This is a genomic window from uncultured Roseobacter sp., assembly GCF_947501835.1.
In the GTDB taxonomy this organism is placed as follows: Bacteria; Pseudomonadota; Alphaproteobacteria; order Rhodobacterales; family Rhodobacteraceae; genus Roseobacter.
This window is the reverse complement of sequence record NZ_CANMXR010000002.1, coordinates 20358-33849: the sequence shown is the minus strand read 5'-3', so window position 1 is coordinate 33849 and position 13492 is coordinate 20358. Positions and strand designations below refer to the sequence as shown.

Here is a 13492-nt window from a genome sequence, read left to right as displayed (position 1 = left end):
GCCATGGCCAGCAGAAACGACATGGCCAATCAGGCGAAAGAGGTGCTGCGGTTGAACGACCGGGGCACCTATACGGTGCCGACGCATGGGCTCTATCCGTTCCAGTGGAACTGGGACAGCGCGCTCAGCGCTATCGGTTTCGCGCATTTTGACGAAGCCCGCGCCTGGACGGAGATCGATACGCTTTTTGCCCATCAATGGGAGGATGGTATGGTGCCCCATATCATCTTTCACCAACCGGATGAGGGGTATTTTCCCGGCCCGGAGGTGTGGCAAACCGGGCGTGACGTGCCCACATCCGGAATCACACAACCACCCGTGACCGGCTTTGCCGTGCGCCGGATTTTCGACAGGGCGCAGGATAAAACGCTGGCGACCCTGCGCGCCACCGCGCTTTTGCCGAAGATCCACGCCTGGCATAAATGGTTCTTTCGCGCGCGCGACCCTCAGGAGACTGGGCTGGTTGCGATCATTCATCCCTGGGAATCCGGGCGCGACAATTCGGTGGATTGGGATCGCGCGTTCGAACGCGTCCCAATCGAAGGCGTTGCCCCTTTCACCCGACGCGATACCAGTCATGCCAACCCTGCACACCGCCCCACCGACGCGCAATACAAACGCTACATCTGGCTGGTCGAAAAATTCCGCAGCCTGGGCTGGGACAATACGCAATTGCACGACGCCTCGCCGTTTCGCGTGGTGGATCCGGGTTTCAATGCGATCCTCACCCGGTCCTGCAGCGATCTTGCCGATCTTGCGGATCGTCTGGGCGAGCCTGAGATCGCGGATCAATCCCGCGCGATGGCGGCAAAGGGCATTGCGGCCATGGAGACGCTTTGGAGCGATGCACATGGTCAATATCTCTGCGAGGATCGGACGCTTGGCACCCTGATCGACAGCCCGTCCATCGGCGGCATTCTGGCGACCTTTGCCGCGATCCCGGCGGATCGGGCGAGGGCCCTTGCCCAGCGGATTGATACCCTTGCAAAAAGCTGTGATTTCCTTGTCCCCAGTCATGATCCCACCGCCCCTGATTTTGATGGTTTGCGGTACTGGCGGGGTCCTGCCTGGTTGATCGTGAACTACATGATTGCCGATGGGATGAAACAGGCGGGCCAAACTGCGATTGTCGACAAAATCATGTCGGACTGCGTGCGCCTCATTGAGAAAAGCGGATTTGCGGAGTACTACGACCCGACCACGGGCGCGCCCTGCGGGGGGGCACAATTCACCTGGACGGCGGCCATGGTCATAGAAATTCTGCAAACCCACGAGGCTGCATGAAACGCTCACGCATCAACGACATCATGGCCGAAGCGGATGAGATGATCCGCTCATACGGCTTTGTCCTGCCGCCTTTTGCCAGATGGACCCCGGATGAATTCCACGTCCGCCGCGATGACGCACGTCAGGTGATCGCGGCCCGCTGCGGGTGGGACATCACCGATTATGGTGCCGGGCGTTATGACGAGATGGGTCTCTTTCTCTTCACATTGCGCAACGGGCGGCTGGCCGATCTGCAGCGCGGGGGTGGCATGTGTTATGCGGAAAAACTGCTGATCTCCAAACAGGATCAGCTGAGCCCGATGCATACCCATGTGATCAAAGCCGAGGACATCATCAATCGCGGCGGTGCAACGCTGGTGATCGAGCTTTTCGGATCCGACGATGACGGCAAATTCGCCGAGGATCGTGGCGGTACCGTCTGGTGTGATGGTATCGAGCGTGTTTATGCCCCGGGCGAGAAACTTGCCTTCGCGCCGGGGGAAAGCGTGACACTGATGCCTGGGGATTGGCATGCGTTCTGGGGCGAGGGCGGCGACGTGTTGATTGGCGAGGTCTCGACCGTGAATGACGATGAGACGGATAATATCTTTCGCGATCCCATCGGCCGTTTTGCCGAGGTCGAAGAAGATGTCGCGCCAACGCATCTGCTGGTCAGTGACTATCGCAGTTGGCTGGGCGGTGGATCTCCAGGCTAATCGCGTTGGCGGCTCTGGTGTTCTTCTTTAAAGATCAAATCGGGCCGAAAGTCTTGCAGCGATCTCTGGGAGAGCTACAAGCACAGGCGCACTAGCGCCCATCGAAAGGATCCCACATGTCCAAGACCATCCTCATCACCGGATCAACCGACGGGATCGGTTTGCTGACCGCGCAATTGCTTGCATCCGAAGGGCATACCATCCTGTTGCACGGCCGAAGCGCGGCCAAGCTGGCGACTGCTGCCGCGCAGGTCGACGGCGCTACTGAAAGCTATGTGGCCGATCTGTCGCGGATGGATGAGGTCGACGCCATGGCGGTGGCGATTCTACAACGTCACGAAAAGCTGGACGTCTTGATCAACAACGCTGGCGTTCTGAAGGCGCCCGAAACACAGACGGCGGAGGGGTTGGACATCCGCTTTGTCGTCAACACGCTCGCACCCTATCATCTGGCCCGCCGCCTGTTGCCGATCATCCCCAAGGATGGCCGCATCGTGAACCTGTCTTCCGCGGCGCAGGCGCGCATCGACGGTGATGCCTTGGCCGGTCAGATGATGCTTGATGACATGGCCGCCTATGCGCAAAGCAAGCTCGCGATCACGATCTGGACGCAGGAGCTTGCCAAGGAGCTCGGCGAGGGCCCTGTGGTTGTTGCCGTAAACCCGGGCTCCTTGCTGGCCTCAAAGATGGTCAAGGAAGGATTCGGGATTGCTGGGAGCGATTTGAGCATCGGTGCCGAAATCCTCTGTAAGGCGGCGCTTGATCCAAGCTTTGCTACCGCGTCCGGCAGGTATTTTGACAATGATGCCGGTCAGTTTGGTCCGCCAAATGCAGCGGCTTCGGATCGTGATCACGTTGGAATGGTGATGCAGGGGATCGAAAAGACGCTGGCACGATTGATCTAGCACGGACCCGCATGGATCGCGCGGTGAAGATGCCTGCCGCGCGCTCAGAGTGCCGTATCGGTTTCTGGTCCCAGGCTTTCAAAACGCCCGTCAGCGAATTCCGCGGCGGAACGGATCCAGACGGTGCCTTCAGCATCATCATAGATGACCGCTTGCGTGCGATCCGCTTCCAATATCCCGTGTCCGACGACCCGGTAGAGCCCACCCTTGCGGTGCCTGTGGGTTGGCACCCAGTTTGCGTCAGGTGACGGTGAAGGGCCGCCCGGTTGTGAAGGGTCAGGCGCGGGGGTGCCGGGGTCATTTCTTCGAAATACCCGCGCCAGATTTGTCATCAGCTTCATGCGGACAGAATCGATCCTGTAACAGGGTTTGGTCGATAGGTCGTACACCCCTTGCAGCCGGAGTCGAAGGCCTGTCTGTAGACGTCTTCGAAGACCGCGAACGGAATGTCTTCCGGACAATTCACCGTCTTGGATATGCCACTATCCACCCAGCGCTGTGCCACGGCTTGCATGCGGATGTGATCGGCCGGGCGCAGGTCCTGCGCGGTCACAAATGCATCGGTCAGCGGCGCGGATTTCCCGAACATCCGGTAGTAGAGCCAGACCGCGTAGTCCTGGATCAGCTCTTCGCTTTTGGTACCGTCCGGGCGGGTGATCTTGCGGGTGTAAGACGTCGCAAAAACAGGTTCGATCCCGGAGGATACGTTGCCGCCATACATTGACGTCGTCCCTGTCGGGGCGATGGTGGTCAACACGCCATTGCGCAGGCCGTGATTTGCAATGGCATCACGGACATGTGGATCAAGTGCCTGGATGCCGGCCCGTTGCAGGTGTTGCTCTGCGTCATAGAGCGGGAACGCGCCACGCACCGCCGCGAGTTCTGCGGAGGCAAGATATGCGGCGTTCTGGATGGTCTGCAGCCAGGACCCGACCTGCCGCACAGCCGAAGGGGTGCCGTAGCGCACACCCATCATGATCAGCGCATCGGCAACGCCGGTGACGCCAACGCCGATGCGCCGCTTGGCCTGGGCCTCGCGCCGCTGCGCCTCGACGGCAAATCGCGACACATCGATGACGTTGTCCAGCATGCGCACGGCGACCGTGACCAACCGGCGCAATTCTTCCAGATCAAACGTGGCTTTCGAACTGAACGGACCGGACACCAGTCGCGCCAGATTGATCGAGGCCAGAGGGCAGGTGCCGTTGGGAGGCAGCGGTTGTTCCGCACAAGAGTTGGTGGAGGAGAGATGTTCCAGATACCCCAAGGGGTTCGCGGCGTTGATCCGATCAATGAACAGCACCCCGGGTTCTGCCGCGCTATAAGTGCGCGACATGATCTTTTCCCAGATATCGCGCGCCTTGACGCTGCGGACCGGCTTGCCGTCCCAGATCAAATCCCAGTCGGCATTTTCCTCAACCGCGGCCATGAAACTGTCCGTGATCATCACGGATGTGTTGAAATTCCGCAGTCGCAGGGGATTGGCTTTTGCGGTGATGAAAGCTTCGATATCCGGGTGGTCGACGCGGATGGTTGCCATCATTGCGCCGCGCCCCATGCCGGTGACCAGCATCCCGCAGACCGTGTTGCAGATATCCATGGCCGCCAGCGGACCTGCCGCCGGACAATCAAGACCGCTGACCAGCGTGCCCTTCGGCCGAAGGGTGGAAAAATCAAACCCGATCCCGCCGCCCATCTGCATGGTCAGGGCCGCGTCTTTTACCGTGTCCATGATGCCTTCAACCGAATCGGGAATCGCGCGCATCACGAAGGTATTGGCCAGGGTGACATTTCGATGTGTTCCGCTGCCTGCGAGAATGCGACCGGCGGGCAGCAATTTGAAACCCTCCATCGCCTGATAGAAGGCCAGCGAAACGTTTTGCCGGTCGCTGGGCTTTTCAGGTTGAGCAAGGCTGTTCGCGACGCGCAGCCATGTGTCGTTGACGGTGATATCCCGCTCCTTGCCACCAGTGATGTACTGGTATTTGGAGCGCCAAATCTGTTCCGAAATAGGCTGGTCGAAAGATGCGGGTGACAGGATGGTTTCTGGATAACTTAACATCGAATCTCACTGTTTTGTTCGAATTAAACTCACTAACTGGCAACTCGCATAACCGATTAACTATTTGTTAACCAAGAGAAAAATATTTTCAGACACTTAAAATTTGGTTAACGGTCATTATCAATGCCGAAAGTTTCATCAAACGGGCTGCGTTAACGAATTTTTCGGGGGTGCGTTAAGAAAATCAGGGTCGGATTACGCGTATGACCTTACTCAGCACAGCTCCAGGTTGCATTTCTCCTCGGCGGTGGATCGTTACGGTCAGGCGGACCCAAGACCGCGCCAATTTAGTACGTATTCGAAATTGGTTTGGGCCAGAAATTCAGACCGCGTTAACGGCAATTTCTTAACCAGAGGGGAAAAGTTAAAAGAGAAGGGAAGTCTCGTGACAAAACTTTATGCGTGTCTGGGGTCCGGTAATTGCTTCAAGCCATGGCTAGCCATGCATCAACTTGGCCACCCTTTTGAGGTGGTGCTGATCGATGTTTTGAGAGGTGAGCAGAAATCACCAGAATATCTCGCGATCAATCCGCTTGGCGTTGTTCCGCATCTGCAAACGGATACCGGACAGGGCATCGGTGAAAGCAATGCGATGCTTTGGTATCTTGCCGAAGGGAGCTACCTGATGCCCGCGACCCGCGAGGCGCGCGCCGAGGCGCTTCAGTGGATGTATTTCGAACAATCCAAGCTTGAGCCCTTCATTTCCCCGGCACGGTTTTTCACAACCATTTTGCCAGACCAGCGTGAAGCGCGAGCTGCCGACATCAAAACCTGGCAGGCTTCGGCCGATATTGGACTGTCTCGGTTGGATGCGCATCTGGAGAACCGTGAATTCATGTTGGATACCGGCTATTCAATCGCGGACATTGCCACCTTCGGATACGTGCATGTCCTCGAAGAAGCAGGGCTTCGCATGGCTGACTATCCGGCGATTGCGCATTGGGTGAATTCTGTTGCCCAGACAAAAGGGTTTCGTCCGCTCGCTGAATTGGGACAGGCCGAAAGCAAGGCTGCCTAAGACATCGTTGCTGGAGCAATGGTTCAATGCGCAACGAAAAAATAGATCATGGCGCTGCGGTGTCGTCGCCACGTCTGGCGGCAACACCGACAGATACGTCCGACGAGGTGTTAATCGCAGCACAGCGGTTGAAAGCCGCTGTCTGGATCTACGATGTGGACAATTCGTGCATTCTTTTTGCCAACGCATCGGCATGCACCTTGTGGCAGGCAAAAAGTGAAGAAGACTTGCGCAGCCGCGACCTGTCCAAAGATATGTCGCCGACCGTTGCCAAGCGTTTGAAACAATATCAGATCGACTTCATTGAGCGCGACGCAAGCTTTAGCGAGATGTGGACGCTTTATCCGAACGGCACACCCACAAGCGTTATGGTCATCTATCGTGGCTATCGCCTTGCCGATGGCCGGATGGCCATGCAATGCGAGGTTGTCGGCGGTGCGGAAGACGAACCAGACAACCTGCGCAGCGCGGAAGCCTTGCTGCACACGGATGTCATGATCGCTCTGCATGACGCGAGCGGGCCACCCATTTATATGAACCCGGCCGCCCGCAATACAGCGACACACGCGCAGCAAAGTATCGCGGAGAAGTTTGTTGATCCATCCGACTATGACAAGATGGTTGGCGAATTGGAGACATCGGGCGAGCATCGCATGGTCTCAAAGGTCAACACCGGGATAGGCCCGCGTTGGCACGATCTGACCGTCAAACGATGCTCGGATGCGGTGACCGGTAATCCGGCAATCCTGCTGACGGCCATCGATGTGAGCGAACTCAAAATCGCGCGCGACAAAGCGCGGTATCTCGCGGACCGTGATCAGCTCACGGGGTGCTACAATCGATCCTATCTGCAGCAGCACATGGCGACGCTTGCAGAATATCAAACCGAGCGCTGCGCACTTTTGTGCTTTGACATCGACCGCTTCAAGCAGATCAACGACCGCCTTGGCCATGAGATGGGAGACGTTGTTCTCAAGGAGATTTCTGAACGGGTTTTCGCAACAATTCGGAGAACGGACACGTTCGTGCGGTTGGGTGGGGACGAATTCGTTATCGTTCTCGAGGATATTCCCTCCGAACTGGAGCTTGCCGCAAAACTTGAAGATCTGCGCGCCGCCATCTCCAAGCCGATCTGTCACGATGCCACCCGGGTGAGCGCAACGGTGAGCATGGGGGTCGCGCTCTTCGTGCCTTCATCCGCCAATTACACGGCCATCATGCGCGAGGCAGACATCGCGCTTTATGCATCCAAGCAAACCGGGCGCAATCGCGCGACTTTCTTCAGTGACGAAATGGGCGCTGAAGCAAAAGCGCGCGATATGGTCGAAATTGAGCTGAAGCGGGCCATCGAAAATCGCGAATTCACGCTGCACTATCAGCCGCGTTTCAGCCTGAAAAGCAGCAAGGTCGTGTCAGTCGAAGCGCTTGTCCGCTGGCAAAATCCGGATCGCGGCTTGATTATGCCAGCAGATTTCATCCCGATTTGCGAAGAGACAGGGATGATCGAGGATCTTGGACAGATGATCCTGGAAATGGCCTGCGCTGAAGCTATTTCATGGCATCAAAATGATTGTTATATCGAGCTTTCGATCAATATTTCGCCGCGCCAATTCGACGACAAAAGACTGCTGCAATCTCTGGCATCATTTGCCGAGCGCCCGGATTTTCCGAGGGGAAAAATCGAATTGGAGATCACCGAAAACGTATTGATTGGTGATCACGATCTTATAGCGGAGAAACTGCAAGCCATCTCACAAATGGGATATCGAATTGCAATTGACGATTTCGGAACTGGCTATTCCAATCTGTCCTATATCTCGCGCTTTCCATTGAATTGCCTCAAGATCGATCAGTCGTTTATCGCCCAGCTTCCAACGTCAGGGCCTATTATCAGCCTCATCCTCACATTGACGAAACAGATTGGTGCGACGATCGTCGCCGAAGGCGTTGAAACAAGTGACCAACTCGATTGGCTTTGCAAGCACGATTGCGATCAGGTTCAAGGGTATTATCTGTCGCAACCCGTGGAAAGCCGCGAGCTTATGGGCGTCATCGCAGAGCTGGATGCCATGGGGCTGACTGATGGTAAAAATGATCGTATTATCATTCCCTGAAGAGTAAAAATTGAGCGAGGTCATGAAAAGTCACCTCGGGCCAACAAGCTCCAACCTCCGTAGACCGATGAGTAGCGTAATGCTGAAGTGATCAAGGGCGGATCCGCTTTATCATGAAGGTTTTTATGTGCCTCTAACAAAGTCGGAATTGCTCCAGGTCTTTTGACAAGAGCACCTAAGCTATCCGTTCAGGCGGGACTTTTACTAAATTGACGGCTGCCTCATGGTTCAAAAGGAGTCCATATGGACTGCTATATTTGTCGTCTTGGAGCCATGTTTAGCGTCAAAACGGAACGTGGCTGTTTATGGGCGCGGCGCCGCACTCAAACCGTATTTCTGTACACTTTCGGTCCATTCTTCAGAAAGCTTCAATCGCAATATGGCCTCTTGGAGGAATTCATGCAGGGACTCTAAGTGCGGTTGGACCATAATGTATCGTTGATAGGTGGAGTGAGGCTGTTTTGAAAAGTGAATCGCATCACTCAAATCCAGCTCTCTGACAAAGTAGCGCGCCGCTGAGTTAGCAATAATCGCGACCTGACCCCGACCGCTGGCGACGAAACGCATCAACTGGCCTTCAGCATTCAGATCAATTCGGTTGACAAGGCCTTCTTCCACCAATCCGTCGACTTCCGTATAGCTATGACCTCTGACCCCAATCAGGGTCATGCCGTGAAGCGATTGCGGCCCTTCATACTGGAATGACGCCCCCTTTGGTGAGACGATAACATTTTTGTCCGTAAGGATTGGGTTGGTCCAAAGAAACCGGGTTCTGTCCGGGTCTCCGAACCAAACATGGTTCACCCACAGCACAATTCCCGGGTCTCCGGACATGAAGCGTTTTTCCAGCCTTGGCCTCGGGAGTACTTCTACATTGAACTGAAAACGTCCGTCCGACATTTCGGTCAGCAACCGGACCAAATCATAGCTAATGCCCTCCCTTTCGATTGCGTTCACAATGTAGGGCGGAAAGTTGTGATAAACCCAAACAGAAACGTCCTCGGCTGCTACCCTTGTTCCAGCCGATATGGTTGTCGCGGCAAAGAGCAGAAGGAAAAAGAAGTGCCGTGCCCGGGCATTTTTTGAGTCGTGCTTGATTATCTTGCCCTCCAAGTCAGTGTCCAAAGGCATGTCTGACTTTGATGGTCTCGTATACCGCATTTTCTGCATTCCCAGAACTTGTTCTCCAACGTCAGAAGATATTGAGCATTGGGGCGGTCGGGTTTTGGAGACTCAGGCTCGTTTATGTGATCGATCTTTCGCCTGTATCAGGTGCGTCTGCTTCAATATTTGGCACGCCATACCCCCGCCAGTTCACCATATGCTCAAGCGTTGCCTCGAACGCGCAGACAGAGTTTAGCAAGATTGTGGAGGGTGAGCGTGGGACGGGAGCCATACGGGTACTAAGACGCCTCTTAGACGCGCGTGGAGTGTCGAGTTCGAGGCGCTCCACGCAGTGCTTATCCGAAGCTGTGGCCAAGTTTACAAAATTATGTGCTGCGAGCAGACCAATCCAGACGGCCGCATTTTGCGTGGTTCGACATGAGGTCGTTTCCTGCGTAACCGCCGCTGGTAGTTGCGAGGTCAAATCGAGGTTGCTAACACCTTCGCCCGCACATCGGCTTAACGCCACGCGCAATGCAACCGGTTGAGTTTAACAGAACTCCTAAAGGTTTGAGGTCGCTCAGACCCTGGCGTGTCTACGCACAAGCACAAGGCCACCCAGCCCGGCAATCAGAAGCGGGAGCGTCGCGGGCAGTGGCACTTCAGGCACCTTTGCTACGACGAACGAGCCACTCAGTTCAAACTCAGATAGAGTCGTCCCCGGTACGTTCACCAAAATCCCCGTCAAGACCCCCGTGTCGAAGCTGCAAAGCCCATCAATACAGAAATAGATCGCTTCTGTATCATCATCATTTCTAAAGCCGCCAATGAAGCCTGGCGCGCTCGCGGAAAAATCGAAGACCAGTTTGTCCTCCGTCAGAATCCACGGCGAACCCGCCCCGCGCACAAAGTCGTAATTCGGACCGACAAACGTGAAATCAAAGCCCGGAACCGATACGTTCAAGCTAAAATCTAGGAACTCATCAACGCCATCGACCGCTCCCAGCGTGCCGTCGGTTGTGATGAAGCCGCCGACAGAAATGTCACCGGCGGTAAAGTCGACGTTGTAAGTAGTGGCATTGGCAGACGACGCAATGAATATTGCGGTTGCCGTTGCTAGGGCGGATTTGTACATGATTTTGTCCCAAAATTGGATGACCGAGGCCGTATCTATGGTGCTTAGCGCAGCTACATAGAGGTGCCATCTCGGGCGCCGTGTCGATTGTCGGTGGCGAATTTGTCCGAAATATCACCATTTTTGTCCGATATGGAGCATGCGAGGCCTGTTTAAGTCTGGTTCTATCAGCATCAGATCAAAGCTATGGTGTGGTTTTCCAGTATGGGTCCGTTAGTCGCGACGCACTTGGGAATCTGCACTTTACCGCTGTCAAACAGAGATCAGTTCGCAACTCAATTCCAAAAAGACGCGTTAAGCGCAGCATCCAGCGGCATCTTACGCACCCGGGGGATAGCAAGGGCGTCCGTACGGCCCGGCAGCGCCAGCGCGTCAACCATGCTGCCCACGATAGCGTACCCTTAGCCGCCGAGGGGATCTAGCCTGTGCCGGTAATTTCGACTTTTCCCAAGACCTTCGCGCCACTCTCGGTGGTCATCGTCTCGGCTTTTACATCGGCCTGAACGCTAGATGTCGATGCAAACGTGACATCATCGCAATTCAGGCTGCCTTTGTGTTTACCTTCGATAACGATAGTCTTCGCAGACACCGCGCCCTCGATTGCTCCACCTGAGTTGATAACAACCGCGGTGGCAGTTACGTCCCCTAAAACGTTGCCTTTTATTTCCACGCTTCCTTCATTTGACTTGATGTTACCCTTTATCGTCAGTTCACTTTGAATGATTGAGCTAGCCACTTTGAGTTCCTTTATATGGCAATCTCAGCGACAGTAGATTGTGGGCAATGTTAAGCACAGGTCGCTTGGAAATGAGCTGTGCTCTGAGCAAAAGGCCGCCAAAAGCCGTGAACCAGGTCAGCGGGAATGGCTGCACGGTTGGTTACCTTCGTCGGTGGCAGCGCCCCTTTGATAGCTAGTAACTTACCTAGACGCGAGATTGGTTCAAAAGAGGAAAAGCCTGTCGCAAAGAAAAAATCACGTGTCGTTTGGCAGTTGGTGTCAGTAACGCATAAGAGTGCAATTTTTGACCCTCTCCAATCGAAAGAAACGTAACTAGCTGACAATATGAGAAAAATTGCTACACTTTCGACCACCTAACCATATGTATACAGGCGAAACTCACAAGTTCGCAGAAATTCATGTGGGCCGAAAAGAAACACCCCTGAGCCGCAACTCAGTCACGGTGTGAATGTCATTCTTAGCCAACGTACGCTTGGCGAGGATTGAAAGAGATGTGCCTGAGATTCCTGCGTCGTCTGTCACGAATGGCCTTGCAAGAATTGGTCGCCAGCAAGCAGAAACTGCCTTCAAAGATTTCATACATGAGTTTTCGGGCAGCAGCGCGTACAGAGCTGCCATTCCAGTCCGATATTCAGCTGACGAACGGTTCAGAGTCCGGCAAGACACTTGATGCAAGAGTTGATAGCCGCTGCACCGTGAGCCGTTCCACCAAGCTTTTCGACTGGCCGTGCGCGTGGGAGCGCATCTTCGGGATTACTGCTAGAAGTGGCTTGGCCGGGTGAAATTGAGTAAGTTCCAAGGGCTTGGACTTCTTGCATGCAAGAGTCTACGACCGGCTCTTCCTGACTAGCTGAGAATGTTGGGTGTACGGTACAGCCAGTTTTGGTCAGAGCTGCAAATGATGCAACTAAAATGGTCTTTTTCATTTTTCACCTGAACTTATGCGATATCGTTTTCATCTAAGCGTGAAGTGTCTTGCGAAGTTGGCTGGCGTGAGGTCTTCGTGCGTTCACAAGGGAGCTTTGTTGGAACGTGGGATCTAGTCGGATCGATCCTTAACACCCCATTTCAGAATCTTTGAGAGATCGCGCTTGCCTCGATTGAATGAAGCACACAGCCCGAATGGCTGCCATTTCAGCCGCGTTGCAGATAAATTTGTTACCGCAGTGCAACAAGAATTCTTTTGCGAGTGCGTGCAGCAAGATTTGGACACTTCGCTATGGGTTCGGTGCGGACTTTAGCGATCATAGGCAGAAGCAGCACAACTCCACCGCCTAGTTGCTCCAGCAAACCCACTCATCTGCGCTTCCCGGCCACATGCATTGCTGCGGGAACAAGTGGGCGTGGTCCATGCCAACCAAAGCCTGCGCTTCGGCTTCGCTATCAGCACGCACGTATCCTTGCCGTTTGTTAGGTATTTGCGGATCTGGATAGATGCAGCCTTTCCAAACATTCATTTGGACATCTCGCTGACACCAGTGTTAACGCCAAGCTAAATGCTGGTGGGCCGGAGAAAGCGCCTTTTCGCTGCGCTTGCGTGTGAATGTCAGCTTCTAACACTAGCTAACTGTAAGCTCATCGATTGACGATGCCAGCTTCACTAGGTCGGCTTCATAAAAGCCGGCGGCATTGATGCAATTCGCTTCAAGCATCTTCAATCCATCCTCGGTGCGACAGATGTCGATAACATAGGCGGGCGCGTAACTTGGGTTGGCCTCCACCAATCGCTTGGCAAATTCTAAAGCGTCCTCATCAATTTCGTGTCGGTAAACGACGCGCGCGCCCACTTTATAGAGAGAGTACGTGACAATCTCATCTCTTATCGCCCAAAGTCGCCATTCTTTAAAGATGCGAACGGGTTTGGTGAACATCAATTCAGTATCGTGACGAAGTGAACCTTTAGGAATTTCGTGTTCTTCAAGCGCGAGCACCTTGTTAGCCAAATCAATGATTTCACCAGTAGACTTTACGTTTCCCGGCTCTTCTTTGCTGTCTTCTACTGGACGCAAGAACCAGTATGTCCCGTCATCGATAAGGCGCTCGGGAACATCTCGCAATGCTAAGAAAAGCGCATCCGCGCCGTTAAGAAGGAACGGGTGCCACGGTGCTTCATGAACAAAAGGCCTTATCTTGAAGACGCCGGGCTTCAGGCCATTGGCCTGTGCGTATCGCCATAGGGTATAGGAACCGAACATGACCACAGCGTCTGGGTCACTAACAATCGGAGCGGGTGTCAGTTCACCTACGAAAGGAACAACTTTGTGCCATGTGTACGGAATTTCGAGCCGATCAAGTGCGTTAGCCATCTTCCGGGTGTCCTCAAAGTCCTGAAGTACCCATTGCATGTATCTGTGCTCAATTCTGACAATCTTTCTGCGCACCTAGAGAACACCATTCGGGCAAATGCTCAACAGCAGATTTCCGAGCAGCGCA

13 protein-coding genes are annotated in these 13492 nt (G+C 54.5%); 5 read left to right on the top strand and 8 right to left on the bottom strand.

The window, feature by feature from the left end:
- Window positions 1-3 precede the first annotated feature (3 nt).
- The 3 genes from Q1A20_RS04055 (at window position 4) to Q1A20_RS04045 (ending at window position 2887) form a co-directional block, all read left to right on the top strand.
- A complete protein-coding gene (locus Q1A20_RS04055; RefSeq protein WP_299916061.1) occupies window positions 4-1284 on the top strand; it encodes a hypothetical protein in 1281 nt (426 codons plus the stop codon).
- The gene (locus Q1A20_RS04050) at window positions 1281-1982 is read left to right on the top strand and encodes a D-lyxose/D-mannose family sugar isomerase (protein WP_299916059.1); all 702 of its coding nucleotides are present in this window, start codon (window positions 1281-1283) and stop codon (window positions 1980-1982) included. Before Q1A20_RS04055 ends, Q1A20_RS04050 begins: the two co-directional genes overlap by 4 nt.
- A 116-nt stretch (window positions 1983-2098) precedes the next feature.
- Complete coding sequence (locus Q1A20_RS04045; protein WP_299916057.1) at window positions 2099-2887, top strand: SDR family NAD(P)-dependent oxidoreductase; 789 nt, start codon at window positions 2099-2101, stop codon at window positions 2885-2887.
- A gap of 44 nt (window positions 2888-2931) precedes the next feature.
- Here the strand turns inward: Q1A20_RS04045 and Q1A20_RS04040 are convergent, their stop codons facing one another.
- Together Q1A20_RS04040 and Q1A20_RS04035 are read right to left on the bottom strand one after the other, a co-directional pair.
- Window positions 2932-3228, bottom strand: coding sequence for a DUF1653 domain-containing protein (locus tag Q1A20_RS04040; protein ID WP_299916055.1), 297 nt, complete (start codon window positions 3226-3228; stop codon window positions 2932-2934).
- Complete coding sequence (locus Q1A20_RS04035) at window positions 3225-4949, bottom strand: adenosylcobalamin-dependent ribonucleoside-diphosphate reductase (RefSeq protein WP_299916053.1); 1725 nt, start codon at window positions 4947-4949, stop codon at window positions 3225-3227. Before Q1A20_RS04035 ends, Q1A20_RS04040 begins: the two co-directional genes overlap by 4 nt.
- 229 nt (window positions 4950-5178) lie before the next feature.
- Here Q1A20_RS04035 and Q1A20_RS04030 point away from each other — a divergent pair, with 229 nt between their 5' ends.
- Window positions 5179-5967, top strand: coding sequence for a glutathione S-transferase family protein (locus tag Q1A20_RS04030; protein WP_299401810.1), 789 nt, complete (start codon window positions 5179-5181; stop codon window positions 5965-5967).
- A 110-nt stretch (window positions 5968-6077) separates the two neighbouring features.
- Here Q1A20_RS04030 and Q1A20_RS04025 read toward each other — a convergent pair whose 3' ends face one another.
- On the bottom strand, window positions 6078-6476 hold the full coding sequence (locus tag Q1A20_RS04025; protein ID WP_299401812.1) for a hypothetical protein: 399 nt from the start codon (window positions 6474-6476) through the stop codon (window positions 6078-6080).
- Window positions 6477-6626: 150 nt separating this feature from the next.
- Window positions 6627-6827: a hypothetical protein gene (locus tag Q1A20_RS04020; protein ID WP_299401814.1), complete on the bottom strand. Its 201-nt coding sequence runs from the start codon at window positions 6825-6827 to the stop codon at window positions 6627-6629.
- Here Q1A20_RS04020 and Q1A20_RS04015 point away from each other — a divergent pair, their 5' ends adjacent.
- Window positions 6828-8081 (top strand): bifunctional diguanylate cyclase/phosphodiesterase, encoded by a 1254-nt coding sequence (locus Q1A20_RS04015; protein WP_299401816.1) that lies wholly within the window; start codon window positions 6828-6830, stop codon window positions 8079-8081.
- A gap of 303 nt (window positions 8082-8384) precedes the next feature.
- Here Q1A20_RS04015 and Q1A20_RS04010 read toward each other — a convergent pair whose 3' ends face one another.
- The 4 genes from Q1A20_RS04010 to Q1A20_RS03995 all read right to left on the bottom strand — a co-directional run bounded on the left by Q1A20_RS04010 (window position 8385) and on the right by Q1A20_RS03995 (window position 13365).
- Window positions 8385-9194: an ABC transporter substrate-binding protein gene (locus tag Q1A20_RS04010; RefSeq protein ID WP_299916049.1), complete on the bottom strand. Its 810-nt coding sequence runs from the start codon at window positions 9192-9194 to the stop codon at window positions 8385-8387.
- Window positions 9195-9765: 571 nt separating this feature from the next.
- Window positions 9766-10320 (bottom strand): VPLPA-CTERM sorting domain-containing protein, encoded by a 555-nt coding sequence (locus Q1A20_RS04005; protein WP_299401821.1) that lies wholly within the window; start codon window positions 10318-10320, stop codon window positions 9766-9768.
- Between the two features lie 418 nt (window positions 10321-10738).
- Complete coding sequence (locus Q1A20_RS04000; protein ID WP_298969120.1) at window positions 10739-11056, bottom strand: polymer-forming cytoskeletal protein; 318 nt, start codon at window positions 11054-11056, stop codon at window positions 10739-10741.
- A gap of 1562 nt (window positions 11057-12618) precedes the next feature.
- Window positions 12619-13365: an ATP-grasp domain-containing protein gene (locus Q1A20_RS03995; RefSeq protein ID WP_299916047.1), complete on the bottom strand. Its 747-nt coding sequence runs from the start codon at window positions 13363-13365 to the stop codon at window positions 12619-12621.
- Between the last annotated feature and the right edge of the window lie 127 nt (window positions 13366-13492).